Origin of the sequence: Streptomyces luteoverticillatus, from assembly GCF_003970715.1 — a bacterium.
GTDB classification, from domain to species: domain Bacteria; phylum Actinomycetota; class Actinomycetes; order Streptomycetales; family Streptomycetaceae; genus Streptomyces; species Streptomyces abikoensis.
On sequence record NZ_CP034587.1, the window covers coordinates 3,762,467 to 3,787,654 of the forward strand.

The 25,188-nt window shown below is 71.5% G+C and carries 24 protein-coding genes and 3 tRNA genes; 10 read left to right on the forward strand and 17 right to left on the reverse strand.

Annotation, left to right across the window (positions count from 1 at the left end; genetic code table 11):
* The first annotated feature begins 133 nt into the window (after positions 1–133).
* The 3 genes from EKH77_RS16600 (at position 134) to EKH77_RS16610 (ending at position 602) form a co-directional block, all read left to right on the forward strand.
* Positions 134–224: transfer RNA gene (locus EKH77_RS16600), tRNA-Ser, on the forward strand.
* A gap of 204 nt (positions 225–428) precedes the next feature.
* Positions 429–501 (forward strand) — tRNA-Arg (locus tag EKH77_RS16605).
* A 27-nt stretch (positions 502–528) separates the two neighbouring features.
* Positions 529–602: transfer RNA gene (locus tag EKH77_RS16610), tRNA-Met, on the forward strand.
* A 48-nt stretch (positions 603–650) separates the two neighbouring features.
* Here EKH77_RS16610 and EKH77_RS16615 read toward each other — a convergent pair.
* Positions 651–1,565: a TIGR03620 family F420-dependent LLM class oxidoreductase gene (locus EKH77_RS16615; protein WP_126915142.1), complete on the reverse strand. Its 915-nt coding sequence runs from the start codon at positions 1,563–1,565 to the stop codon at positions 651–653.
* A 126-nt stretch (positions 1,566–1,691) separates the two neighbouring features.
* On the opposite strand from EKH77_RS16615, the gene EKH77_RS16620 reads away from it, so the two are divergent.
* The 3 genes from EKH77_RS16620 to EKH77_RS16630 all read left to right on the forward strand — a co-directional run bounded on the left by EKH77_RS16620 (position 1,692) and on the right by EKH77_RS16630 (position 4,965).
* Positions 1,692–2,435, forward strand: a complete 744-nt coding sequence (locus EKH77_RS16620) for a response regulator transcription factor (protein ID WP_206279860.1) — start codon at positions 1,692–1,694, stop codon at positions 2,433–2,435.
* A gap of 147 nt (positions 2,436–2,582) precedes the next feature.
* On the forward strand, positions 2,583–4,112 hold the full coding sequence (locus tag EKH77_RS16625) for an MFS transporter (protein ID WP_126915144.1): 1,530 nt from the start codon (positions 2,583–2,585) through the stop codon (positions 4,110–4,112).
* A 64-nt stretch (positions 4,113–4,176) separates the two neighbouring features.
* Positions 4,177–4,965 (forward strand): TetR/AcrR family transcriptional regulator, encoded by a 789-nt coding sequence (locus tag EKH77_RS16630; protein ID WP_126915145.1) that lies wholly within the window; start codon positions 4,177–4,179, stop codon positions 4,963–4,965.
* 467 nt (positions 4,966–5,432) lie between these two features.
* Here EKH77_RS16630 and EKH77_RS16635 read toward each other — a convergent pair whose 3' ends face one another.
* Together EKH77_RS16635 and EKH77_RS16640 are read right to left on the reverse strand one after the other, a co-directional pair.
* Positions 5,433–7,064 (reverse strand): MFS transporter, encoded by a 1,632-nt coding sequence (locus tag EKH77_RS16635; RefSeq protein WP_126915146.1) that lies wholly within the window; start codon positions 7,062–7,064, stop codon positions 5,433–5,435.
* Between the two features lie 23 nt (positions 7,065–7,087).
* Entirely contained in the window at positions 7,088–7,564 is a 477-nt protein-coding gene (locus EKH77_RS16640) for a MarR family winged helix-turn-helix transcriptional regulator (RefSeq protein ID WP_126915147.1), read from the reverse strand.
* Positions 7,565–7,753: 189 nt separating this feature from the next.
* Here EKH77_RS16640 and EKH77_RS16645 point away from each other — a divergent pair, with 189 nt between their 5' ends.
* Entirely contained in the window at positions 7,754–8,011 is a 258-nt protein-coding gene (locus EKH77_RS16645; RefSeq protein WP_126915148.1) for a hypothetical protein, read from the forward strand.
* A gap of 31 nt (positions 8,012–8,042) precedes the next feature.
* Here the strand turns inward: EKH77_RS16645 and EKH77_RS16650 are convergent, their stop codons facing one another.
* The 5 genes from EKH77_RS16650 to EKH77_RS16670 all read right to left on the reverse strand — a co-directional run bounded on the left by EKH77_RS16650 (position 8,043) and on the right by EKH77_RS16670 (position 11,270).
* Positions 8,043–8,582, reverse strand: coding sequence for a hypothetical protein (locus tag EKH77_RS16650; protein ID WP_126915149.1), 540 nt, complete (start codon positions 8,580–8,582; stop codon positions 8,043–8,045).
* 45 nt (positions 8,583–8,627) lie between these two features.
* Positions 8,628–9,461 carry an RNA polymerase sigma factor SigF gene (locus EKH77_RS16655; protein ID WP_126915150.1) on the reverse strand — a complete coding sequence of 278 codons (834 nt, stop codon included), beginning with the start codon at positions 9,459–9,461 and terminating at the stop codon, positions 8,628–8,630.
* Between the two features lie 189 nt (positions 9,462–9,650).
* A complete protein-coding gene (locus tag EKH77_RS16660) occupies positions 9,651–10,439 on the reverse strand; it encodes an RNA polymerase sigma factor SigF (protein ID WP_126918101.1) in 789 nt (262 codons plus the stop codon).
* Positions 10,440–10,802: 363 nt separating this feature from the next.
* A complete protein-coding gene (locus EKH77_RS16665; protein ID WP_126915151.1) occupies positions 10,803–11,096 on the reverse strand; it encodes a Dabb family protein in 294 nt (97 codons plus the stop codon).
* 12 nt (positions 11,097–11,108) lie between these two features.
* The gene (locus EKH77_RS16670; RefSeq protein WP_164737664.1) at positions 11,109–11,270 is read right to left on the reverse strand and encodes a hypothetical protein; all 162 of its coding nucleotides are present in this window, start codon (positions 11,268–11,270) and stop codon (positions 11,109–11,111) included.
* Between the two features lie 579 nt (positions 11,271–11,849).
* Here EKH77_RS16670 and EKH77_RS16675 point away from each other — a divergent pair.
* Positions 11,850–12,206, forward strand: a complete 357-nt coding sequence (locus tag EKH77_RS16675) for an STAS domain-containing protein (RefSeq protein ID WP_164737804.1) — start codon at positions 11,850–11,852, stop codon at positions 12,204–12,206.
* Positions 12,207–12,297: 91 nt separating this feature from the next.
* On the opposite strand, the gene EKH77_RS16680 is transcribed toward EKH77_RS16675, so the two are convergent.
* Positions 12,298–15,264 (reverse strand): AfsR/SARP family transcriptional regulator, encoded by a 2,967-nt coding sequence (locus EKH77_RS16680; protein WP_126915154.1) that lies wholly within the window; start codon positions 15,262–15,264, stop codon positions 12,298–12,300.
* Positions 15,265–15,807: 543 nt separating this feature from the next.
* Between EKH77_RS16680 and EKH77_RS16685 the strand changes: the two genes are divergently transcribed.
* Positions 15,808–16,098, forward strand: coding sequence for a hypothetical protein (locus EKH77_RS16685; RefSeq protein ID WP_126915155.1), 291 nt, complete (start codon positions 15,808–15,810; stop codon positions 16,096–16,098).
* Positions 16,099–16,129: 31 nt separating this feature from the next.
* Here the strand turns inward: EKH77_RS16685 and EKH77_RS16690 are convergent, their stop codons facing one another.
* The 8 genes from EKH77_RS16690 to EKH77_RS16725 form a co-directional block, all read right to left on the reverse strand.
* The gene (locus tag EKH77_RS16690) at positions 16,130–16,924 is read right to left on the reverse strand and encodes a DUF4097 family beta strand repeat-containing protein (protein ID WP_126915156.1); all 795 of its coding nucleotides are present in this window, start codon (positions 16,922–16,924) and stop codon (positions 16,130–16,132) included.
* A 91-nt stretch (positions 16,925–17,015) separates the two neighbouring features.
* Positions 17,016–17,951 carry a TauD/TfdA family dioxygenase gene (locus EKH77_RS16695; protein ID WP_126915157.1) on the reverse strand — a complete coding sequence of 312 codons (936 nt, stop codon included), beginning with the start codon at positions 17,949–17,951 and terminating at the stop codon, positions 17,016–17,018.
* A 113-nt stretch (positions 17,952–18,064) separates the two neighbouring features.
* Complete coding sequence (locus EKH77_RS16700; RefSeq protein ID WP_126915158.1) at positions 18,065–18,469, reverse strand: hypothetical protein; 405 nt, start codon at positions 18,467–18,469, stop codon at positions 18,065–18,067.
* Between the two features lie 145 nt (positions 18,470–18,614).
* On the reverse strand, positions 18,615–20,741 hold the full coding sequence (locus tag EKH77_RS16705) for an MMPL family transporter (RefSeq protein WP_126915159.1): 2,127 nt from the start codon (positions 20,739–20,741) through the stop codon (positions 18,615–18,617).
* A 132-nt stretch (positions 20,742–20,873) separates the two neighbouring features.
* The gene (locus tag EKH77_RS16710) at positions 20,874–21,146 is read right to left on the reverse strand and encodes a hypothetical protein (protein ID WP_126915160.1); all 273 of its coding nucleotides are present in this window, start codon (positions 21,144–21,146) and stop codon (positions 20,874–20,876) included.
* Positions 21,143–21,475 carry an ArsR/SmtB family transcription factor gene (locus EKH77_RS16715; protein WP_126915161.1) on the reverse strand — a complete coding sequence of 111 codons (333 nt, stop codon included), beginning with the start codon at positions 21,473–21,475 and terminating at the stop codon, positions 21,143–21,145. Before EKH77_RS16715 ends, EKH77_RS16710 begins: the two co-directional genes overlap by 4 nt.
* A gap of 101 nt (positions 21,476–21,576) precedes the next feature.
* Complete coding sequence (locus EKH77_RS16720; protein WP_126915162.1) at positions 21,577–23,409, reverse strand: AfsR/SARP family transcriptional regulator; 1,833 nt, start codon at positions 23,407–23,409, stop codon at positions 21,577–21,579.
* Between the two features lie 166 nt (positions 23,410–23,575).
* Positions 23,576–23,869 carry a hypothetical protein gene (locus tag EKH77_RS16725; RefSeq protein WP_126915163.1) on the reverse strand — a complete coding sequence of 98 codons (294 nt, stop codon included), beginning with the start codon at positions 23,867–23,869 and terminating at the stop codon, positions 23,576–23,578.
* A 307-nt stretch (positions 23,870–24,176) separates the two neighbouring features.
* On the opposite strand from EKH77_RS16725, the gene EKH77_RS16730 reads away from it, so the two are divergent.
* Positions 24,177–25,166, forward strand: coding sequence for a LuxR C-terminal-related transcriptional regulator (locus EKH77_RS16730; RefSeq protein WP_126915164.1), 990 nt, complete (start codon positions 24,177–24,179; stop codon positions 25,164–25,166).
* Positions 25,167–25,188: the final 22 nt, after the last annotated feature.

Below are 25,188 nucleotides of genomic sequence, written 5' to 3' on the forward strand. Positions count from 1 at the left end.
GCCCCGCGTTGCGCGCCGCGAACGCCTTTGCCCAAGACACCTGTCGCCCGGTACCGTAGGGGTGCGATTGGTGACCGGCCGCAATGTTGTGTCATCATCTGCACGCACCCCTGGCGCACGCGCGAGGGGGGTGGGAGGCGTCGCCTAGTCCGGTCTATGGCGCCGCACTGCTAATGCGGTTTGGGCCTTAAAGCCCATCGAGGGTTCAAATCCCTCCGCCTCCGCAGTAACGAAAGCCCCGGTCGTCCCAGACGGCCGGGGCTTTCGCATACCCGCGCCGGATCTCCCTCAGCCCTGCCCCCGACGATCTCGAAAAACGACGTTTTCGCAGGTCAGGGGGGTTGCGGCCAATGGATTTCGTCTGACGGCGAGGTTCATGTAATGTTGTCCACGCAACGCCGACCGGCAAGAAAACGCCGGGAAGCCGAGCGCTCGTAGCTTAACGGATAGAGCACTTGACTACGGATCAAGAGGTTGCAGGTTCGAATCCTGCCGAGCGCACTGTCGGAAGATTCGTCTTCCGTCCGTCGCGGGGTGGAGCAGCTCGGTAGCTCGCTGGGCTCATAACCCAGAGGTCGCAGGTTCAAATCCTGTCCCCGCTACTAAGACCGAAGGCCCGGTACGTTTCGTACCGGGCCTTCGGCGTTCCCTCAGCCCTTCAGCGGCAGGGCCTCGGCAAGCGTGCGCCACTCCGCGCGCGGGAGGGTGTCGCGCCGCGGGTCGCGCTCTGCGGCGAGGACGACCTGGACGGCCAGGTGGTCGGCGCCCGACGCCAGGAACTCGTCGACCCGGGCCCTGATCGCCTCGGCGTCGCCGAGGGCGAAGAGCGCGTCGACGAGCCGGTCGCTTCCCCCTCCCGCGAAGTCCTCCTCCGTGAAGCCGAGCCGCAGCAGATTGTTGGTGTAGTTGGGCATCGGTAGATAGAAGCCCAGATACGCGCGGGCGGTCTCCCGGGCGCGGGCCACGTCGGGGTCGAGGACGACCTTGAGCTCGGGCGCCAGGATCGCGCTCTCGCCCAGCCGCTCCCGGGCCCGGGCGGTGTGCTCGGCGGTGACGAGATAGGGAATGGCGCCCGCCGCGCGCTCCGCCGCCAGCGCCACCATCTTCGGGCCCAGCGCGGCCAGCAGCCGCTGCTCGGCCGGGACCGGGACGGGGGCGGTGTCGAGCCCGGTCAGATACTCCTTCATCGCCGAGTAGGGGCGGGCGTAGGCATCGGACTTGTGGGCGTGGCTGGCGCCCAGGCCCAGCCGGAAGCGCTCGCGCCGGCCCGGCTCCAGAGCGGCGTACGCGGCGGCGACCTCGGTGGCGGTGTGGTCCCAGATGCTGAGGATGCTGGTGCCGACGGTGACGCGCTCGGTCGCGTCCAGCAGGTACCCGGCCTGGGCCACGGACGGGTTGCCGCCGATCCAGAGCGTGCCGTAGCCCAGCTCGTCCAATTCGGCGGCCGCCTCCTGGACTTCGCCGAGCCGGGCGGGGTCGTCGACGCGCAGGCCGACGCTCCAGAGGCCGACGGTGCCGAGCGACTCGGCCGAGCCGTTGGTGCAATGATCATGAAGAGGTGCCATGCCGACGGGAACCGGAGGGCTCATCCGGATATTCCCGCGGAGTTCCTTCCGATTCCCTTCCGATTCTCAGACGATTCACAGAGTGCCGAAAGGGCGCTCTCACGCGGCCGTTCCACCATCGGCGATATGACCATCGCCTCGCCCATCGGGCGTACTCAGCCGCGGCTCGACGACGGAAGCCCCGTACGCGTCCTGGTCGTCGACGCCGAGTCCTCGCTCGCCGACCTGCTCTCCCTCGCGCTGCGCTACGAGGGCTGGGAGGTCCGGGCCGCCGCCGACGGCGCCGAAGCGGTCCGCCGCGCCCGGGAGTTCCGGCCGGACGCCGTGGTCCTGGACATGGCGCTCCCCGACATGGACGCGCTGACGCTGCTGGGCCTGCTGCGGCGCGAACGGCCCGGTGTGCCGGTGCTGTTCCTCACCGGCAGGGACACCGCCGAGGACCGCGTCGCGGGCCTCACCGCCGGCGGGGACGACCACGTGGCCAAGCCGTTCGGCCTGGAGGACGCCGTCGCCCGGCTGCGCGGCCTGCTGCGCCGCTCGCGCGCCGCCGCGCCGCGCGCGGAGTCCGTGCTGACGGTGGGGGACCTGGTCCTCGACGAGGACAGCCGCGAGGTCTCCCGGGGCGGTACGGAGATCCACCTCACCGCCACCGAGTTCGAGCTGCTGCGCTTCCTGATGCGCAACCCGCGCCGGGTGCTCAGCAAGCCGCAGATCCTCGACCGCGTCTGGTCGTACGACTTCGGCGGGCGGGCCAACGTCGTCGAGCTCTACATCTCCTATCTGCGCCGCAAGATCGACGCGGGCCGGCCGCCGATGATCCACACCCGGCGCGGCGCGGGGTACCTCATCAAGCCGGCGGTGGCGGCCTGAGCGCTCGGCTGCGGCGCCGTCGTGGCCGGTCGCGCAGTTCCCCGCGCCCCTTCGGGGCTCTCGAAAAAATCGCCTTGTACGGCGTATAGCGGCTCCTGTACGGTGTACGACGAAAGCCAGTCGTACACCGTACAAGGGGGAGCCCATATGACCGCGACCACAGCACGAACGCCGTCACCCGGCACCGGAGCCGACGAGAAGCCGCAGCGCCATCCCACGCGCTGGCTGGTGCTCGGCGTCATATGTCTCGCCCAGCTCACCGTGCTCCTCGACAACACCGTCCTCACGGTCGCGATCCCCTCCCTCACCGAGGAGATGGGCGCCTCGACCGCCGACATCCAGTGGATGATCAACGCCTATTCGCTGGTCCAGGCGGGCCTGCTGCTCACCGCGGGCAGCGCCGCCGACCGTTACGGGCGCAAGAAGCTCCTCGCCGCCGGCCTCGCCCTCTTCGGCCTCGGCTCGCTCGTCGCGTCGCTGTCCGAGAGCACGGGCCAGCTGATCGCCGCCCGCGCCGGCATGGGCATCGGCGGCGCGCTGCTGATGACGACCACCCTGGCCGTCGTCGTGCAGGTCTTCGAGGCGGACGAGCGGCCCAAGGCCATCGGCCTGTGGGGAGCGGTGAGTTCGCTCGGCTTCGCCGGCGGCCCGATCGTCGGCGGCGCGCTGCTCAACCACTTCTGGTGGGGCTCGATCTTCCTGATCAACCTGCCGGTCGCCGCGCTCGGCCTGCTGGCCGTGCTCAAGTGGGTGCCCGAGTCCAAGAACCCCTCGGGCGAGCGCCCCGACCTGCTCGGCGCGCTGCTGTCCACGATCGGCATGACCGGCGTCGTCTTCGCCATCATCTCCGGCCCCGCCCACGGCTGGACCTCCGCCCGGGTGCTCGCCTCGGCCCTCGTCGGCCTGGTCACCCTGGCCCTCTTCGCCGTGTGGGAGGCCCGCTGCCCGTACCCGATGCTCGACATGCACTTCTTCCGCGACAGCCGCTTCGTCGGCGCGGTCTCCGGCGGCATCCTCGTCGCCTTCGGTATGGGCGGCTCGTTCTTCCTGCTCGGCCAGCACCTGCAACTGGTCCTCCACTACGACCCGCTGGAGACCGGTCTGCGGATGACGCCGCTGGCACTCGTCATCGTCGTCCTCAACTTCACCGGCGTCGGCGCCCGGCTGCTGCCGAAGATCGGTACTCCGGCCGCCATCAGCGGCGGCATGGGCCTGCTGGCCGCCGGCCTCGCCTCCATCGCCATCCTGGGCGCGCACGGCTACGGCGGGATGCTGCTGGGCCTGATCCTCATGGGCGTCGGCATCGCGATCTCCATGCCCGCGATGGCCAACGCCATCATGTCCGCCATCCCGCCGGAGAAGGCCGGCATCGGCGCCGGCGTCAACGGCACGCTCCAGGAGACGGGCAACGGCCTCGGCGTCGCCGTGCTCGGCGCGGTGCTCAACTCCCGCTTCGCCGCCCTCGTCCCGGCCGTCGCCGCCGGCGCGGGCTCCCTGCCCGAGGCCCTCGGCCACGCCCGCACCACGGCGGACCGCACCGCCATCGAGGACGCCTTCGCCTCCGGCGTCCAGGCCAGCCAGCTCGTCGGCGCGAGCGCGGTGCTCGCGGGCGGCATCGTCGCGGCGGTCCTGCTGCGCCGGGCCGAGCGGCAGGCTCAGCGCCAGGCGGCGCAGTGAGAACCGGAACGGCGTGGACGTAGCATGCGAGATGTACTGACCAGTGGAAAAAGAGGGAGCCGGGATGGCTAGCGGAGGCCGTGCGGGCGGTTCCCGGGTCAGCGTGTGGCTGACCGACAAGCCCCGGCGCAAGGCCGACGGCCAGACCGCCGAGGGCGGGCTCGACCTCGAACGGATCGTCGCCACGACCGTGCGGATGCTCGACACCGACGGACTGGCGAAGTTCTCGATGCGCCGCCTCGCCGCGGAGCTGGGTGTGACCGCCATGTCGGTCTACTGGTACGTCGACACCAAGGACGACCTGCTGGAGCTCGCCGTCGACCACATCAGCGGCGAGCTGACCCTGCCCGACCTCACCGACGAGACCGCCGACTGGCGCGACCAGCTCCGCGACCTCGCCGTCCAGTACCGGCGGGTCCTCTCCGCCCACACCTGGGCGCCCCGGCTGCTCGGCCAGTACCTCAACGTCGGGCCCCGCGCCCTGGCCTTCTCCGAGGCCACGCTGACCGTCATGCGCCGCAGCGGCGTGGCCCCCCACGCCATGACCGGCGCGATCTCCGCCCTCTTCCAGTTCGTCTACGGCTTCGCGTCCGTCGAGGGCATGTACCGCGAGCGCTGCCGCGAGCAGGGACTGACCGAGGACGAGTACTACCGGCGGATCATCGAGGCGTTCTCGCAGCGCACGGCGACGATGGAGCCGCACCAGGAGGTGACCGAGATCGTGGAGAGGCGCACGGGGGAGACGGAGGGCGCGACGCAGATGTGGGAGCAGGATTTCTCTTTCGCGCTCGACACGGTTATCGCGGGCATCGAGGTCATGCGCGACCGCTCGCGCGGGGCGACCCAGTACTGAGGGGGTACGCACCCTCTGGCCCGTTCGGCTGCCCGCCGGTGGGGGTTTCCGCGCCTTCGGCGCGGTTCTACCCCACCCACCCGCCCGATTGCCCGGCACGGGTTGCCCGGGTACGGGGCCGGCCCGGCTGGGGTGACGTGAGGGGGCGGGGTGGGGTGGATGGGCCCTGGTAGGGGCGTGAAGAGCTCTTCGCCGCTAGGGACAGGGGCCGGGTGCCCCGACTGATACCAGGGGCCGCGAAGAGCTCAGCCCCGGAAGGGCCCGTCCGCCCCACCCCGCCCCCGACCCACCGAAAACCGTCGCGGCCCCGGCGAAGGCGCGCCAGGCCGTCCCCTGCCTGGTGTGCGCGCCCCCGCCGGGGCCGTGGGCCCGTGGACCGTAAATGCCGTTCCGGTCCGGCCGGGCAACCGGCTGACGGAAGGCGACGCGCCCCGCTCATGGCGCGTGCCCCCGTCGGCCGGGGTTCGTCAGCCGGCCTTCTCAGCCGGCTCGGGGGAGGAAGCCGCCGCCCCCGGCGTGCCCTTCAGCGCGACCTCCTTGATGAAGAGCGTCACGATGAACGCGATCAGCGCACACGGCGCCGCGTAGAGGAAGACATCCGCGATGCCGTGCCCATAGGCGCTCTCGAAGACCGTGCGGATCGGGGCCGGGAGGGCCTTGAGGTCGGGGATGCCGCCACCCGTACCACCGTGACCCATGGCCGCCGCGGCCTTCGGGCCGAGCGCGGTGAGCCCGTCCTTCACATAGTCCGGCACCCGGCTGGCGAGCACCGCCCCCAGCGCGGAGACACCGACCGCACCGCCCAGGGAGCGGAAGAAGGTGACGACGGAGCTGGCGGCGCCGAGATCCTTCGGCTCGACCTGGTTCTGCGCGGCGAGCACGAGGTTCTGCATCATCATGCCGATGCCGAGGCCCATGAGCACCATGTAGACGGCGAGGTGCCAGTACGGGGTGTCATAGCGCATCGTGCCGAGCAGACCGAGGCCCGCGGTGAGCAGCACACCACCCGTGAGCAGCCAGGCCTTCCAGCGACCGGTCTTGGTGATGATCTGACCGGAAACCGTCGACGAGACGAACAGACCGCCGATCATCGGGATCGTCAGCACACCGGACATCGTCGGCGACTCGCCGCGCGCCAGCTGGAAGTACTGCGAGAAGAAGACCGTGCCGGCGAACATCGCCACACCCACGAAGAGGCTCGCGAGCGAGGACAGGGCGATGGTCTTGTTGCGGAACAGCCGCAGCGGAATGATCGGTTCGCTGGCCTTCGACTCCGTGAGGAGGAAGAGCGCGGCGAGCAGGATCGAGCCGCCGACCATCGCGCCGGTCTGCCAGGAGATCCAGTCGTAGTCCTTGCCCTTGCCGGCCCGGGTGACCCAGATCAGCAGCAGGGTGACGGACGCGGTGATGAAGAAGGCGCCCAGCCAGTCGACCTTGACGTCACGCTTGACGACGGGCAGCTTCAGCGTCTTCTGCAGGACGATCAGCGCGATGATCGCGAACGGCACGCCCACGTAGAAGCACCAGCGCCAGCCGAGCCAGCTGGTGTCGGTGATGACACCGCCGAGCAGCGGGCCGCCGACCGTCGCCACGGCGAAGGTCGCGCCGAGGTAGCCGCTGTAACGGCCGCGCTCCCGGGGGGAGATCATCGCGGCCATGACGATCTGGGCCAGGGCGGACAGGCCGCCCACGCCTATGCCCTGGACGACACGGCAGGCGATGAGCATGCCGGTGTTCTGCGACAGACCGGCCACGACCGAGCCGGCCACATAGACCACCAGCGCCAGCTGGACCAGCAGCTTCTTGCTGAAGAGGTCGGAGAGCTTGCCCCAGAGCGGGGTGGACGCGGTCATCGCCAGGAGCGAGGCCGTGACGACCCAGGTGTAGGAGGACTGGCTGCCGTGGAGGTCGTGGATGATCTCGGGCAGCGCGTTGGAGACGATCGTCGAGGAGAGGATCGCGACGAACATGCCGAGCAGCAGCCCGGAGAGCGCTTCCATGATCTGGCGGTGCGTCATGGGCGCCGCGTCGGTGGCGGCGCCGGCCTGCGCCGGAGCTCCTGAGGCGTCCCGCACACCTGCCGGTGAGGACTTGGCCATGGACTTCCTTTCTCGCTTGGTGGTCAGACGGGTGTACGGGTGGTGGATTCGGCGCCCGGGTGGGGGCGGGTCCGGCAGTCGCCGAAGCTGTCGCGGAGCCGCTTCATCAGGCCGATGAGGTGGCCGACGTCGTCGTCGGACCAGTCCTGGAGGCAGTGGGCGAGCGCGTCGGTGTACCGCGCGGAGACGTCGTCCAGCAGCGCGGAGCCGCTGGCGGTGAGGCTCAGCAGCCTCGACCGCTTGTCGAGCGGGTCCGGGTGACGCTCGAGCCAGCCGCGCTCGGCGGCGTAGGCGACGTGCCGGCTGGTCACCGAGGCGTCGATGGACAGCAGCTCGCCGAGGCGGCTCATCCGCATCTCACCGTGCTGCTTCAGCAGGGTGAGCATGATGGCCGTGGCCGGGGAGCAGTCCTGCGGCAGGACGCGGCTCAGCCCGCGCTTGACCGCGCCGATGGCGCTCAGCTGGCGCGCCAGTTCCTCGTACTGCTCCTGTGCGGCCATGGGCCTCTGCTCCCGGGTGCCACTCGCTCGACGGTTAGGTTGCTCTGGGCAACCATAGGGAAGATTGGTTGCTGAAGGCAAATGAAAAAGGGGATTATCGGGTAAAAGGAGAACCAAGGGTTCTTCGGGCGGGCGTAAAGGGGCGGCCCGCCGGGCGCGGCGGCACGGGCTTTCGCTAGGGTCCCGCCCATGGCAGCCAACCCTCAGCAGAACCCCGGTGGCGAGTACGACCCCGCGGGCAGCACGCAGATGTTCCGAGCGTTCGTGGCGGACGAGGGTGGACCCGCCGCGACGCCGGGTGCGGCGCCCGTGGTGGGTGCGCCCGTCGGTGGGCGTGCGGCGCGGCGGGCGGCGGCGTCCTCGTCCGGGCCGAGCGCCGGGCTGATCATCGGCGTGATCGTCGCGATCGTGCTTGTTGCTGGGGCCGCCTGGCTCGCGCTGGGCTGAGCTGGCCCCGGTCCCGCCCTTTCTCCCCCAGCTACCGCTGGGAGGTGCCCCCAGTCCCGGGGGCTCCGCCCCCGGACCCCCGGTCCTCAAACGCCGGACGGGCTGTGATTTCGCGCGTCTCGATCCGCGCTCCCGGCGGGACCCGCCCCTCCTCGACGCACACCTTCCAGGTGTCCCGCCTCGTGCTGCCCGGCGCTATCGGGGCCAGGAGGGCGTGGGTGAAGGGGACCGTGCCGCGGTCGGCGCCGGTTTTCCCCAGGATGTGGACGAGCAGGGTGACCGTGCCCGAGGCGATCGGCGTGGGGCCGGTATTGGTGAAGGCGAGGGTGACGCGTTCACACCAGCGCTCGTCGGTGGGTTCGCGGTGCGGGATGCTCACGGTCAGTACGGGGAGCGGGATGAGTTCCACGCCGCCCTTGGGCGGCACGGGGTGATCGACCGCTCCTGTGGTGCCCGGTCCGGCGGCCCCCGTGGCGACGCGGACCTCGCGATCGCCGCCGCCGCAGCCCGCCGAGGCGAGCGTGCCCACCGCAACCAGGCAGACGAGGCAGACGAGCGTCTTCCGTCGCATCGGCCCAGTGTCACTGACCCGAAGTCAGCGTGTACACACCGCCGGTCAGTCGGCGATGAGACCTTCGCGCAACTGTGCCAGCGTGCGGGTCAGCAGCCGGGAGACGTGCATCTGGGAGATGCCGACCTCCTCGCCGATCTGCGACTGCGTCATATTGGCGAAGAACCGCAGCATGATGATCTGCCGTTCGCGCTGGGGCAGCTTCGCCAGCAGGGGCTTCAGTGACTCGCGGTACTCCACGCCCTCGAGCGCCGTGTCCTCGTAGCCGAGCCGGTCGGCAAGGGAGCCCTCGCCGCCGTCGTCCTCGGGGGAGGGGGAGTCCAGCGAGCTCGCCGTGTAGGCGTTGCCCACGGCCAGGCCGTCGACGACGTCCTCCTCGGAGACGCCGAGGCACACCGCCAACTCCGGGACGGTGGGCGAGCGGTCGAGCTTCTGGGCGAGCTCGTCGCTCGCCTTGGTGAGGGCGAGGCGCAGCTCCTGGAGGCGGCGCGGGACCCGCACGGACCAGCTGGTGTCCCGGAAGAAGCGTTTGATCTCACCGACCACCGTGGGCATCGCGAACGTCGGGAATTCGACACCCCGTTCGCAGTCGAAGCGGTCGATCGCCTTGATCAGCCCGATGGTGCCGACCTGGACGATGTCCTCCATGGGCTCGTTGCGGCTGCGGAAGCGGGCCGCGGCGTACCGCACGAGGGGGAGGTTGAGCTCGATGAGGGTGTCGCGGACATAGGTGCGCTCGACGCTGTCCCGGTCGAGCGCGGCCAGCCGCAGGAACAGGGAGCGGGAGAGGGTGCGGGTGTCGATGGCTTCACAGTCGTCGAGCACGGCGTGCGGTGCGTCGTTGGCGAGCACCTTCGCGCTGCCCAGGTCTACGGACATGCCACCCCCTTGAGGTCGCGGACGGATCACAGCGGCACCCTCGCGCGAGGGGTTCAGCCTCCACCTGAATACCGGAGGCTGCGCTGTGGCAAACGCAGTTCCAGCAGAATGTCACATGTCGGCAACGCGCTGTAGCGTCAAGTCGATATATCTTCCCCATGACATCGGGGGAGGGGTCACCCGTGAGGGTTAGGCGTCGATTCGATTTGCGGAACGGAGCCTGGCGAAGCTTCGTGAGAGTAGCCGGGACACATGCATCTGTGACACCCCCAGCTCCGCGCTGATCTGCGACTGCGTCAAATTGCTGTAGTAGCGCAGCAGGAGGATCCGCTGTTCCCGCTCAGGAAGCTGTACGAGCAGATGGCGGACGAGATCACGGTGTTCGACCCCGGCCAGCGCGGGGTCCTCGTAGCCGAGGCGATCCAGCAGGCCGGGCAGGCCGTCGCCCTCCTGGGCGGCCTCCAGGGAGGTGGCGTGATACGAACGGCCGGCCTCGATGCAGGCCAGCACCTCGTCCTCGGCGATCTTCAGCCGGTCGGCGATCTCGGCGGTGGTGGGGGAGCGGCCGTGGAGCACCGTCAGGTCCTCCGTGGCGCCGTTGACCTGCACCCACAGCTCGTGGAGGCGGCGCGGGACGTGGACGGTGCGGACGTTGTCGCGGAAGTACCGCTTGATCTCGCCGACGACGGTCGGCATCGCGAACGTGGGGAACTGGACACCGCGATCGGGGTCGAAGCGGTCGATGGCGTTGATGAGTCCGATGGTGCCGACCTGGACCACGTCCTCCATGGGCTCGTTGCGGCTGCGAAAACGCGCCGCGGCGTACCGGACGAGGGGGAGGTTGGCTTCGATCAGGGCGGCGCGCACGCGGGCGTGCTCGGGGGTGCCGGGCTCCAGGGTGACGAACTCCTTGAAGAGCACCTGGGTCAGCGCCCGGGCGTCGGCGCCCCGGCCCTCCCGCGAGCGGGGGCCGCGCACGGCGCCGGGTTCGCCGGGCCGGCCGTCCTCGCCGGGGTCGGTGGGCCCGAGGGTGTCGGGGAGGCTGTCGGCGTCGTCGACGGGCTCGGCGACACGGTCGACGACGGGGTCGATGACGGGGGTGACGACGGGCTCGGCGACGGGGTCGGTTTCGTCGGTGGACTTGTCGCGCCGGAGGGGGGCTTCGGGCGCTGTACGGGCCGGCACGGTCACCACCCCTTCACGGTCAAAATCGATCAACTCATCCGGCAAAAGCGGTCATAGCATCACAAGACATGTCCGTAGTGTGCAAGCACCGCATAGCGCCGTGTTGACGACAAAAAACGCCCCTCACCCGGGGGGTGAGGGGCGCCGGAAGGGTTCTCAGAACGGGTAGTCGGCGATCACCCAGGTCGCGAATTCGCGCCACTGGGCGACGCCCGCCTGGTGGGCGGGGTGGTCCAGATACCGCTGGAGCGCGTCCATGTCCTCGACCGAGCAGTTGATGGCGTAGTCGTAGGCGATCGGCCGGTCGGAGACGTTCCAGGCGCACTCCCAGGAGCGCAGCTCGGGGATGGCGCCGTCCAGCTTCTCGAACGCCTGCACACCGGCGACGACGCGCGGGTCGTCGCGCTCGACGCCCTCGTTGAGCTTGAACAGGACGAGATGACGGATCACGGGTGCCTTCTTTCAGCTGACGAGCTGGGTCATGAACTCGCCGATGTTCATGGCGGCGTCCGATATCCCCTGGAACCCTATCTGGACGAGCTCGGCCGACCGGGCGGGGGAGTGGATGATCGTGTACGCCACGAAGATGCCGAGACCCCAGAGCACGACCTTCTTTGTCTGCACGATGACGCCCTGCCTCCCTGCGGTCCCGCCTTGATCGCGAGAGTCTATCCGCGCAAACGTGCGAGGGAATGAATGGCCGAAAGTCATGGCGCGTCGCCTCGGGGGGCGCGAACCCGCGGTGTGGACGGATTCACACCCCTCACGCGGACTTTAAGGACTTTGGGCCCTGCGAACCGGGCCCTTCGGCAGACTCCCGCGCCCGCGCCGGGGCGGAGGATGGACGCGTAGTCCACGGATCTGGCAGGAATCCTGTGGACCAGGGACGCGACCTCACTGCGGGGTCCGGGCCGTGCGAATCCCCCCGACCGCGGCCCGTACTTGGAGGCCGTGTCCTCGTCGGGGGAAGCGGTTGTCCCCCCGATGCCGCTTCCCCCGTCCCGCGTTCGCCGGAAGCCCCGGCTCCGGGCCACGACGCGCACCGTGGCCCGGGGCCGGGGCTTCCGCGCTGCCGGCCCGGATCCCGCTCCGGAGCCCGCCGGATCACGGCTGGGCCTCAGAGGTGAAATCGGCCCACGGCCGGGGCACCAGAAAGGCACACGATGTGCCCGATGAGGGAGGGCGGTGAGGTTCGCCATGGGCGTGTACGAGCTCGCCTTCACCATGCGGGAACGCGTGGCGGGGGGAGCGGTGGTCATGGAACTGGTCGGCGAGATCGACATCCTGGCCGAGCAGACGCTGGGCCCGCGGATGGAGGGCGTCGCTTCGCGGTGCCGTGGGGAGCTGGTGCTCGATCTGCGCGCCGTGACCTTCCTGGACGCCAGCGGCGTACGGCTGTTGCTGCGGGTTCGCGCCCGCGCGGCGCGGTGCGGGGCGCGGTTGCGGGTTGTGCGGGGTGGGGCGATGGTTTCGAAGGTTGTTCGGATCGCCGGGGTTGAGGCGGCGTTCGTCTGGCTCGAGGAGTTCCCACCGACGGTGGTCGGCAGCGTCCCTGCCTGACGGCGGGTTCCGGCGACTTTCCGGGTGCCCCCGGTGGGGGTTTCCCGCGCCTTCGGCGCGGTTCTACCCCACCCCGCCCCCGGCCCACGACTCACCCCGCACCGAACTCCTCGTTCAGCAACGCCCCCACCTCCGCCGCCTCCGCCGCCCCCCGCCGCGTCAGCACCTCGTGCGCCTCCCGCAGCGCCCCCAGCGCCAGCCGTGGTTCGCCCAGCGCCAGCTGGGCCCGGCCGCGCGCGGCCAGGGCCAGCCCACGGACGTGGTCGTCCCCCGGCCCCGCCTCCAGCGCCAGCGCCCGGTCCGCCGCCGCCACCGCCTCGCGGTGCCGCAGCTGAGCGAGCCGGCAGCGCGCCAGCCACGCCCACACCAGGGCCTCCCGGCGCGGGTCCGTCCCCTCCGGCTCGACGGTCAGCGCCTCCCGCAGCCGGTCGGCCGCCGCCGACGTCCGGTCGGCCCGCAGGTGGGCGCGGCCCGCCTGGAGGAGCACCAGCGCGAGGGTCCGCCCCTGGCCCACCGACCGGGCCCGCTCGACCGCCGCGTCGGCGGCCGCCAGGGACTCCTCCGGCCGCCCCAGCGCGATGTACGCGCGCGCCGCGTGGGCCAGCGCCTCGGCGGCGCCACCCGCCGCACCCTCCCGGATGAGCCCCTCCTCGGCCCGCACGAGCAGCGACAGCGCCTCGTCGGCCCGGTCCAGCTCCAGCAGGACGACGCCGAGTTCGAACCCGGCGAGGAGCGGCGTGAGCGGATCGTGGACCTCCTCGGCCAGACGCAGAGCCGACCGCAGTTCCTCGGGTGACGGCGCGACCGGCAGCCGCAGCGTCCGGGCGGCGGCGATGTCGTCGCCCCGCTCACGGGCCCGGTCCAGCGCCTGCCGGACGGACGACTCCAGGTCGTGGCGGCGCGCGGTACCGGCGGTCAGGGCGGCCCAGACGGTCAGCAGGTCGACGGCGGGCCGCAGGGCGTCGGGGACGTCCTGCGCCAGGACCTGCCGCACGGTGGCGAGCACGTCCGGGTGGGCGTCGTGCGCCCAGGAACGGGCGGCCCCGGCGTCGGCCAGCGGACGGCCCGCCGTGGCGAGGTGGTGCAGAAGATGACGCGGCAGGGGGCTGTCGGGGATGAGGCGCAGGAGGGCGGTGACGGCGGTGGCCAGTTGGTGGTCCAGAAGCCGCAGCAGCGCCGCGTCGCGGACGGGCGGACTGTCCGAACGCTCGCTCTGCCGCCGTGCGAACAGCCGCACCAGCGCGTGCCGGCCGTACCGCCCCGGCGAGGCCGACTCCAGCAGCCCGGCACGGACCAGCCCCCCGACGACGGCCTCGGCGCGCGTGACGTCCGGGAGGTCGAGCACGGCGGCGGCCGAGGCGGCGTCGAGCGGCCCGGCGTCGGGAAGCGCCAGCAGCCGGAAGGCGCGGGCCGTCTCGGGCTCCAGGGCGTCGTGGGCGACGCGGCAGGCGGCCTCCAGGACGACGTCGCCGGCGCCGACGTCGGCGACGTCGTCGACGCCGACACCGGCATGCAGCGTGTCGAGCCGCTGCCGCTCCTCCGCCAGCCGCGCGGCGAGGTCGCCCGGGGTCCAGGCGGGCGGCGTGGTGAGGCGCGCGCCGGCGATGCGCAGGGCGAGCGGGAGCCGTTCGCAGGCGGCGACGACGGACCGGGCGGCGTCGCCCCCGGCGACGGCCGAGTCGGCGGCGCGGCCGCCGCCGACCGCCGTCAGCAGGGCCAGCGCCTCCTTCTCCTCCATGGCGTCGACGCCGACCGTCCGGGCGCCCGGCGGGGCGAGGTCCGGGGAGCGGGTGGTGACGAGCGCCGCGCAGCCGGGCACACCGGGCAGCAGGGGGCGGACGTGCGCGGTGTCGTGGGCGTCGTCGAGGACGACGAGCACGCGCCGGTCGGCGAGCAGGGAGCGGTAGAGCGCGGCCCGGCGCTCGACGTCGTCCGGCAGGGCGGCGTCGGTGACGCCGAGCGCGTGGAGCAGCTCGGCGAGGGCCGCGCCCGCGCCGACCGGTTCGGGGTCGGTGCCGCGCAGATCGACGTGGAGCAGGCCGTCGGGGTAGGCGGTGCGGGCGGCGCGGGCGGTGTGCGTGGCCAGCGCGGTCTTGCCGGTGCCGGCGGGGCCGGCGAGAACCACGACGTCCCCTTCGGCAAGGGCAGCGCGCACTTCGCCGGTAAGGGTCTCGCGCCCGGTGAAACCGACAGGCTCCGGCGGCAGCAGATCGAGGGCGGGGGACGCCCCGGGGGAGCCACAGCCGTCAGCAGTGACCGCCGCACCGGAGACGGCCGGCGCCGCGAGGGCGGGATCCCCCGCGAGGATCCGCTCGCGCAGCCGGACGAGCCCGGGCCCGGGCCCGTCGGGCAGCAGGCGCCCGGTCTCGCTGAACACGGCGAGGGCCTCGGCCTGCCGCCCGGCGCGGTGCAGGGCCAGCATCAGCAGGGCGCGCGGCTTCTCGCGCAGGGGCTGTTCGGCGGCCAGGGCGCGCAGCCCGGCCACCGATTCGGCGTGCCGGCCCAGCGCGAGGGCGCAGTCGTAGTGGTCCTCGCGGGCGGTGGCGCGCAGTTCGGTGAGCCGCTCGCGCTCCCGCTCGGCGTACGGGCCGGTCAGCCCGGCGAGCGCGGTGCCCTCCCACAGGGCCAGGGCGGTGGTGAGCCGCGCGTACGCCCCGGCGGCGTCGCCGCTCGCGCGGGCGTCGGCGGCGGCCGCGAGGTGCTCCTCGAACACGGTCGCGTCCAGGCTCCCGGGCGGTACCCGCACGGCGTAGCCGCCGCCGGTGGAGACGAGCACCTTCGCACGCCCCCGGAAGGGCCGGCCGGGTTCGAGGACGGCGCGCAGCCGGGTGACGTAGGCGCGCAGGGTGTCCATGGCGCGGTGGGGCGGGTCGGCGCCCCAGAGGGCGTCGACGAGTTCGGAGGCGGTGAGGGAGCGGCCGTCGCGCAGCAGCAGGATCGCGAGGGTGGCGCGCTCCTGCGGGGAGCCGAGCGGCAGCGGCTGCCCGTCACGGTCGGCCCGGACGGGGCCGAGCACGTGGAACCGGAGGCGGTGCGGAGGTTCGTCCTGATTGTTCACGTGCCGCCAGCTCCTTGCCGTCAGCCGTCATTCGAAACCGTAATATACGAAATAACAGTACTCACTGCGGAGTGCGGGGCGCGGCAATCCGGCGGGTGTGCCGTTTGAACTCCGGAAAGTGACGGTTATAGGTCATGTGAACAGTGGCCTGTTCCCCCGACTGGCTGACAAGCGCATATGTGTGTGTTCCATGACGGTCAGTTGTCGAAGTGCATCAGTTCGGCACGCTTACTCCGGCACATTTCGGCTGATTCGCCGAAGGTAAGCCTGGCTTGTACTCGTCGTTTGAGGAGGCCTAATATGCCCCCTGGTCAGTCCGGAGAGTGATATAGGGGGAAAGGATCGACCTGGGGGAATCCAACAGGCGTGGGCCTGTGCGCGGATTCGCGTGTGCGGCGTGGAGCCGGCACACGTCAAGACGGTCTGCCGTCGCGCTCGGTGAGTCTTGAGCGCGGCCGTACAGCCATCACGGAGGCGCCATGCGCGGGATCGACATGTGCCTGCGCCGGACGGCCTCCGCAGCAGTACAACTAGGGGGAAAACATGTCCATTCAGGTGAACCCGCGCTCCGATGCGCGGATCATTCGGCACACGCTGACCGACAACCCGTCCGACGGGGTGGCGGATCTCTCCGTACGGCTGAGATGGGCGCCGCCCCGGGTCATGGCCGCGCTCGACGAACTGGCGCGTCACATGCTTGTCGAATCGTTCCCGGAGGACGGGTCCGGTGCCGCTGTCACCGAAGTCCGCACTCCGGTGCTGAGTTGCGCGGCACCGGCTCCGGGCGTGGTGAGCCTCCGCCGCCGGGCAGTTCTGCGCGAACAGGTCGGGTGAGCCGCCCCGTCGGCCTGGGCGGCCGGCCCTCTCACCGAGGCGGGATGACCTGCAACTGCCCGGACACCGCCTCGGCTTCGATCGTGCGGTCGGCCGTTCCGGACTGCGGGACGGTGATACGGGCCGAGGACGGCACCGAGCCGCCGCTCCGCACGCGGTAGGGGCCGTCCGGCAGTTCGAGGGTCAGGTCGGCGCCCGTGGTCCGCGCCTTGACGGAGGTGGGAGCCGTCGCGAAGACGAGCCGGGTCTCTCCCGACGTGGACCGCGACACGACGTCGGCCGACCGCAGGGCGGTGCCGTTGATGCTCCCGCTGGCGGTCTTCACGTCCACGGAGCCCCGCAGGGCGTCCAGCCGCACGGAGCCCGAGGCGCCGCGCACCTTCACCGGGCCCGGCACGTCGGCGACGGAGACCGACGCGGCGGAGGCCTGAACGTCCACCTTGGCCACCCCTTGCACCTTGACCGTGCCGCCGCTGGTGTCGATCTTGACGTTCGTCGCGGCGGGCACGGTGAGGGTGTAGTCGACGAAGCAGTCGCTGCACCCCTGGTCGAAGCTGAGCACGCCGCCGTCGACGCTCTGGTCCGGATGCGGGCGGTCCCCGGAGTAGTGGACGGTCCGCTCGATCTTCACGCCCTTGTCGCGGCCCGGCCGTACGGTGATCACGCCCCCGCTGTCCTTGAGGTTGATCGCGGAGACGTCCCCGTTCACCTCGGCGGTGTCGGAGACGGTCCGGCTGACGCCGCTGTCGAGGGAGCAGCCGCAGAGCAGGAGACCGGCGATCGCGGCGAGCGCGGAACCCATGGCCGCCGTACGGGAGGTGTTCACCAAAACTCCTTGCTGAGTGAAGCGTGTCGGGTGGGGCGGCGGTTCGGCCGCCCCACCCTCCGGTGCTGTTTCGGCCGGTCCGGTATTCCGGTCAGTCCGACATGGCGACGAGCACGCGCCGGGGCCCGGTGAAGGACTGCCGGCCGTGGGCCACGGCCACGTTGTCGATCACCATGAGGTCGCCCGTCCGCCAGGGCACGTCGACCGCGAGCCGCCATGCCGTGTCCCGGACGTGGGTGATGTACTCCGCCGGGATCGGGGTGCCGTCCGCGAAGCTCACGGTCTGCGGGAGGTCGTCCTCCGGCAGGATCTGGGCCAGCGTCTGGGCCATGTCGCCGTCCAGGCCCGCGACATGCCACTGGTCGGACTGGTTGAACCAGACCTCGGCCCCGGTGACCGGGTGGCGGGTGGTGGACGGCCGGACCTGGCGGAGCTTCAGGCCGCCCGAGGCGTTCCACTCCCAGGTGGCGCCGGTCGAGGCCAGGTACGTCTCGACCTCGTCCCGGGAGTCCGTCTCGAAGGTCTCCTGCCAGCTCTTGCCGAACCCCCGGCCGCCGTGGAGGTTCTGTGTGTAGCGCACGCCGCCGGCGAAGGCCGCCCGGACCTCCGGGTCCAGCGCCTCCAGCACGGCCGCGCTGTCGACGATCGGGGTGCCGCCGCCGGTGGCCGCCGCCTGCTCGCAGAAGAAGACCAGCCGGGCGGGCCACTGATGGGCGTAGGACAGCTCGTTGTGCATCGAGATCGGGTACTCGGCCGGGTACTCGGTCGAGGTGTACACGTTCTTGCCGACCTTGGTACGGGGGGAGTTGCCCTGCACGTAGGCGAGGCGGTTCGGCAGCAGCAGGTCCAGGATCGGGTCGAGCGACGCCGGTTCCACTCCGAAGCCCCGGAAGACGAGCGCCTTCTCGTGCAGAAGCCCGTCCGCGACGTCGAACCGGCCGCCGAGGAGGTCCCGCAGCCCGTCCGCCGTCGGTTCGGCGCCGACCGCGTCCGGAGTGATTTCCTTCGGTGCCCAGTTCTGCTGCATGTCCTATCCGTTCTCTTCAACTTCGCGCACGGACCCACGACCCGGTGGGAACCCGCACATCATCGGACCGAACTCCATATTTCTGCCATGGACGTTCGGACCCGGTCCGTCGGTCAGCCCGGCCGGACGACGTCCCGCAGCTCGCCGGACCACGCCGAGACCCGGTGGAACCTGCCGGGCGCCTCGGCGAACCAGAAGACCTCGGCCAGCACGGACGGCTCGGTCCGGTGGGACGTACGGCCGCGGCCGGTGAACTCGACGTCCACGGTGCCGGCACCGGCGGGCAGCCGCCCCCACGCCATCGTCCAGGGCTCGCCGTCCGGGCCCGTTCCGTGCCAGGCGTCCCGGATCATTCCTTGGTCGATCGGTGTCTGTACCAGCACGTCGACGAACTCGTCGCGGTGGTACAGCGCGATGGCGTGGCGCCCGGGTCCGGCCTTCGCGGCCCGTATGGACCAGTGCGGGGACGACAGCGTGATCCGCTCGTCGTCGGCGAGTGCGGGGTAGCGGGTCTGCATGGCGACTCACTCTGCTGAAGGAGGCGGAGACCGCCGGGACGGCGGTGCCAGGGATGGCGGTGCCGGGGCGGGACGACCGCTCCGGCACCGCCAGGGGGAAGGCGGTGCCGGAGACGGCGGGGGTGACCGCCCCGGCACGCGCCGGTCAGCGGCGGCCGGAGCCCACGAGCGTGTCCGTGGGGCGTGCGGCCGACGGGGTGGTGCGGCGGGCGGAGAGCCTGCTGGGCGCCCAGAACTTCCGGCCGGTGTCCAGCGCGAGCGCCGGGACCAGGATCGAGCGGACCAGGAAGGTGTCCAGCAGGACACCGAGGGCCACCATGATGCCCAGCTCGGTCATGGAGACCAGGGGCAGCACCGCGAGGGCGGCGAAGGTGGCGGCCAGAACCGCGCCGGCGCTGGTGATGACACCGCCGGTGACGGAGACGGAGCGCAGGACACCGTCCCGGTGGCCGCGATCCGTGGGGTTCCCCGCGACCTCTTCCCGCATGCGGTGCACGAGGAAGATGTTGTAGTCGACGCCCAGGGTCACCAGGAAGATGAAGCCGTAGATGATCAGGGTGTCGTCCACCGCGGGGAAGCCCAGCACGTGCTTGAACAGCAGCCAGCTGGCGCCCAGGGAGGAGAAGTAGGAGACGACGACGGTGGCGATCAGCAGCAGCGGGGCGACCAGCGCCCGCAGCAGCAGACCGAGCAGGACGAAGACCACGGCCAGCGCGAGCGGGATGACGACCTTGCGGTCGTGGGCCTGGGCCCGGGCGATGTCGAGCGTGGCGGCGGCGCTGTTGCCCACCTTGGCGTCGGCGCCCGGTACGTCGCGGATGGCGTCCCGGATGCGGTCCACCGTGTCCTCGGCGGCCTGGCTGGTGGGGGCGTCGGTGAGGACCGTCGGGATGGCCGCCAGCTTGCCGTCCTTGGACAGCTGGGCCGGCTTGACCTCGCCGACGCCCTTGACGCCGCGCAGCGCCTTGGCGACCTCGTCCGCGGCACCGGCCTCGGAGACGACCCGCACGGGGTTGCCGCCGCCGCCGGAGAAGTGCTCGGAGAGGACCTTCTGGCCGGTGACGGAGTCGGGGGTGGTGCGGTAGGTGTGCTCGAAGTCCAGCCCGGACTTCACCCCGAAGGCACCGGTGGCCAGCGCGGCGAGGAGCAGGGTGGAGGCGATCCAGACGGTACGGGGGCGGCGGGAGACGCCGCTGCCGATCCGGTCCCAGATGGTGCGGCGGGTCCGTGCCCCGGTGCCCGGTTTCGGCACCAGCGGCCAGAAGACCCAGCGGCCGAGGATGGTGAGCAGCGCCGGCAGCAGGGTGAGCATGGCGATCAGGACGCAGACGATGCCGGCGGCGGCGACCGGGCCCAGGGACTGGTTGAGCTTGAGCTGGGCGGCCATCAGGCACAGCAGGCCGAAGCAGACGGTGCCGGCGGAGGCGATGATGGCGGGGCCGCCGCGGGCCAGGGCCACGGCCATGGCCTCGTGCCGGTCCGTGTGGTTCCTGAGCTCCTCGCGGTAGCGGGCGATGAGCAGCAGGGCGTAGTCGGTGCCGGCGCCGAAGACGAGGACGACGAGGATCGAGTCGAGCTTGCCGTTGACGACCAGGCCGGCGTGCTTGGCCAGGAGGTAGACCACGGAGTTGGCGAGCTCGCTGCCCACCACCGCGCCGATGAGGGGAAGCATCCACAGCACCGGGCTGCGGTAGGTGAAGAGCAGGAGCAGCGCCACGACGCCGGCGGCGACCAGCATCAGCGTGCCGTCCAGGCCCTTGAAGGAGTCGAGCGAGTCGAGCCGGTCACCGGCGGAGCCGGTCAGGTGGGCGTCGAGGCCCTGGGGCAGGCCGTCCTTGGCCTGGTCCTGGAGCTTCTGGAGGGGCTCCATCTCGACATCACCGGGGTAGGAGACGCCGAGGGCGAGGGCCTTGCCGTCCTTGGAGGTCCGGGCGGGCGCCACATCGGTGCCGGACAGGCGGGCGAACGCCTGGCGGTCGCGGTCGGCCTTGGCCCGGTCCTCGGCGGTGATGCCGCCGTCCCGGCTGTAGACGACGATGCCGGTGATCCGGTCACCGCCGGGGAAGCGGTCGGCGACCTCGGCGACCAGGGTGGACTGCGCCCCGGAGGGGAGGGAGGCGGTCGAGTCGGTGGTCTCGGCGCTCTTGAGCTTGCCGGCCAGCGGGAACGCCACGGCGAGGATGGCGGCCCAGGCGAGGACCACCAGCCATTTCGTGACGCGTCCGCAGGTGAGACCCGCTATGCGGGTCCCGAACTTGCTAGAGGGGAGCACGAGGTGCTCTCCTTTCTTGAGGAAGTGTGTGCTGTCGAAAGCGCGCCCATGGGCGCGATGCCACGGCTTCCACTGCCCGGGCCGTCGAGTTGCCGCTCGATGGCCCGGGGTTTTTCGTGGGTGCCGCCTTCGCTACTCGACTTCGCGAATGATCTTTTCGATCGTGGCCATGCGTGCCTTGATCTCACTGAGTTCGTCCGCGGTGCGGTTCTGCACGGCGAGCGCCTCTTCGAGGAGGGTTCGGTACTCGTCGGAAGTGGGCTGCTTGTTGCGGTGGGCCAGGATGACCTTGGTGACGCCGATGATCGCCGCTATGCACACGACGGCTATCGCGGTCAGGAGCCCCTTGCTCCAGCCCGGGCCGTCGACACCCCCGGCGAGGATGACGGTGGGGGTCAGGTTCATCGCTGAGATCCCTTCTCGTCTCCGGTGAGCGTCGGCACGGCCGCCGCGATCGCCTTGGGTGTCAGGTGCACGCCGAACGGCGCCACCTCGTAGTACTTCATCGCCTTACCGTCCTCAGAGAGCTCTAGGGAGCCGATCACCAGACCGACCGCTTCGAGTCGCTGGAGATGCAGATGCAGGAGTGGCCTACTCATGCCGAGCTCGCGAGCGAGCTGGCTTACGTAGTTCCGCTGTTCTGCCAACGCAGCCACAATCCGCAGCCGGTGCGGGTTGGCGAGTGCCGCGAGCGTCCGCAGCAGTTCATCCCCCGTCAAGACCGCATGACTCATAGCCACTTCCTCTTACGTGTGTAAGAAGAACCTTACAGGTGTCACCATGGCGCGGCAAGCGTTGGCGTGACCGCCGGGTCCCTGCCCGGCCGAGGGTGGGTTCAGGCGACCGCCTCCGTTCCGTCCTGCTCGTCCTGCCAGGCCCGCAGCACCCGCTCGAGGGCGGCGCCGCGCTCCTCGGGGTCGGCCTCCACCGCCCGTTCCCTGGCGAACGCCCGCACCACGCGGTGGAAGGAGAACCGGTCCTGCCCCGCTGAGGGGCCGGTGGTCACCTGGAGCAGCCGGGCGTCCAGCAGCCGCTCGACCAGCTCGCGGGCGACGGCCAGCGGGAGGTCGAGCAGCACCGCCGCGGTCCAGAGCGAGAAGCGGGGCTCCTCGGGGAGCGACAGCAGGCGCAGGGCCCGCCGGGCGCCGGGATCGAGCGCCCGGTAGCTGTCCTCCAGCCGGGGCCGCAGCTGAAGGCCGGGCAGCCGGAGGGCGTCGAGGAGCCGGTGGTCGTCGGCGAGCCGGTCCGCGAGGCGGTCCAGCGGCCGCTCGGGCCGGCTCGCCAGCAGGCCGCCCGCGATGCGCAGGGCCAGCGGGAGCCCCCCGCACAGCTCGGCGATGCGTCGGGCCGCCTCCTCCTCGGCGGCCGTGCGGTGGTGGCCGATGATCCGGCCGAGGAGTTCGGTCGACCGGTCGGGGGGCAGACATCCGGGGTGGACGGCGCGGGCGCCCGCCAGGGCGGCGAGCGGGGCCCGGCTGGTGACCAGCACGGCACAGCCGGGCGCGCCCGGGAGCAGCGGCCGCACCTGGTGGGCGTCGGCGGCGTCGTCGAGCAGCAGGAGCGTCCGGCGGCCGGTCAGTCTGCTCCGGTAGAGGGCGGAGAGCCGGTCGAGGCCGTCGGAGGGCCGCGCGGTGGGCACGCCCAGGCACTCCAGCAGGCGTACGAGCACGTCGACGGGCCGGGCGGGGCGCTCTCCGGTGCCGCGGAGGTCCGCGTAGAGCTGGCCGTCGGGGTACTGCGGGGCGAGGCCGTGGGCCGCGTGGACGGCGAGCGCGGTCTTGCCGATCCCGGCCATCCCGGTGATCACGCAGACCGGCCGCGGGCCGTCGCCGGGCCGCAGCGCCTCCGTGAGCCGGGCCACCTCCGGCTCCCGTCCGACGAAGTCGGCGAGGCCGGGCGGGAGCTGGCCGAGCGGTGCCCGGGTGGGGCGGGCCGGCTGCCGCGTGCCGACGAGGATCCGCTGATGGAGGCCGCGCAGCTCGTCACCGGGGTCGACGCCCAGCTCGGTGGCGAGGGTGCGGCGACAGCGGTGGTAGAGCTCCAGCGCCTCGGCCTGCCGCCCGCAGAGCCGGAGCGCCGTCATCAGCCGCGCGTAGAGCTGTTCGCGCAGCGGGTACTGGGCCACGAGGCCGGTCAGCTCGGAGACGATCTCGGCGTGCCGGCCGAGCGCCAGATCGGCGTCGAGGCGGTCCAGCGTCACGGCGAGCCGGGCTTCCTCGAGCCGGGGCCCCTCCAGATGGATCAGATGCTCCGTCACCCCGGACATCGCCGGGCCCCGCCAGAGGGCGAGGGCCGCGGTGAGCTTCTCGCGGGCGTCGTGGAAGGATCCGGCGGCCAGTGCGGCCCGGCCGTCCGCGGCGAGCCGTTCGAACTCCGTCAGGTCGAGCAGACCGGCCGGGAGGCGCATCAGATAGCCGGGGCGGCGACGGACGATCGGGGTGTCCTCGCCGAGCAGCCGGCGCAGCCGGGACACATAGGTCTGGATCTGCGTCGGGCTGGTGGCGGGCGGATTGTCGCCCCAGAGCATTTCGGAGAGCGTCGTGTCGGAGACGACGCGGCCTTCGGCGAGGAGCAGGGCGGCGAGGACGGTCCTGGACTTGGGCCCGCCGATGTCGAGGGTGTTTCCACCCGCGCGGACCTCGACGGGGCCGAGAAGATGGAATGTCATGTTGCCCCCAACAAGCAGGGTGCCTCGTGCCGAGTGCCCCTTACCGACGCCTTCTGGCCGTCCCCCCGGAACGGCTTCCCCGGGATGATTCTGCTGTCCGTGAGGGGGAGATTCGGTCCGGTGGGGTGTCAGGGTCCTGCGAGTGACAGATAGCTGTCAGCGTCCGTCAGCGCTGGTCGTCCGTCCCCCGGGGCAGCAGGCCCGCGCGGTGCGCGAGCCGCCAGTCGTGGAGGGCCTCGGCGTCCAGCATCCGGAGCAACAGCCGGTCCGCCGCCGCCGCCGCGGCGGCCGCGGTGGGCTGGAGCAGGAACAGCACGATGTCGGCGCCGCACGGGTCGACCTGGGTGTAGACGTGCTCGAGACCGTCCTCCGCGTCGGCGGAGTCGGTCGCGAGCCGGTTGAGGAAGGCGGCGCTGACCCGACACTGCGGGGTGTCGAGACGGCCATTGATCAAGTGCATGTCTGGACCATCCGGGAAAGTCTGACGTCGGCGTGAGGGGAAACGGGGCGGCGTGGGAGCGCTGCTGCGGCTCCCGACCTTAGTTGAACTGACGTGGATGCAGGGGGCATCGGGTAGCTTCTGTGGTCAATATCCACATCCGGGACTCGGGTTGATCTGCGGCGAGTCGCGAAGATTGTCAATGAAAGGGTGGTTTCTCTTTGTTTGCGGAGAAATGCCCGTACTTGCCAATCGTGTGGACGTGACGCAGACTGCCCCAAAGTTGATCAAGGTGCCTGTTGAGCGCATCCGCGAGGAGGGAGGCCAATTGGAACCGCTCGGGCTGAGCGCCAAGGCGCAGTCCGTCTACCGGGCCATGCTCCAGGCACCCGATGCCGGCCTGGGGGAACTCGCCGAGAGGATCGGCCTCGACGTACCGTCGGTGGCGGCCGCTCTCGACGAGCTGGCCAGGCTGGCGCTGGTGCGGCCGTCCTCCGAAGAATTGGGGGAGCTGCGGCCGATCAGCCCCGAGGTGGGGCTCTCGTCGCTGCTGGCCCGCCAGGAGGCCGAACTCCAAGAATACCAGCAGCGGGTGGCCACCAACCGCCTGATGATGGCACAGATAATCGCCGAATACCGCGAGACCCAGGAGTCCAGGGGCAACCCGGAGGCAGAATTCCTGGAGGGTGCCGACGCGATTCGGAACAGGGTCCTGGAGCTGTCGCACAACTGCCGTTCGGAGGTCCTTGTATTCGCGGCCGGAGGCGCGCTGACGAGCACTCCGGTCTGGGCGTCGGAGGAGACGGACCGCGAGATGCTGGCGCGCGGCGTGGACGTCCGCTGCCTGTGCATGGCCAGCATGCTCGGCAACCCGGCCGCCGCGCACCACGCCCGGGCGCTGGTGGACGCGGGCGGCCAGGTCAGGTCCATCGCCGTGCTCCCGCTCAGCATGGTCGTGTACGACGGCCAGGTCGCCGTCCTCCCCGCCGATGTCGACGGGGAGCTGAACCGCGCCCAGGTGCTGCGCGGCCGGGGGCCCGTGGCGGTGCTGAGCGCGTTCTTCGAACGGCTCTGGGAAGAGGCGGCTCCGCTCGGTGACCACCGGGGCCGGGACGAGTCGGGGCTGACGGGGCAGGAACGGGCCGTGCTCACCCTGCTGCTCAAGGGGCACACGGACGAGGCGGTCGCGCGCAGCCTCGGGGTGTCCGTCCGCACCGGTCGGCGGATCACCGCGAATCTGATGAACCGGCTCGGGGCCCGCAGCCGATTCCAGGCCGGCGCGCTGGCCGTCGAGTCCGGCTGGATCACCGTGTCCTGACCGGTACGGCCATATATTCCCC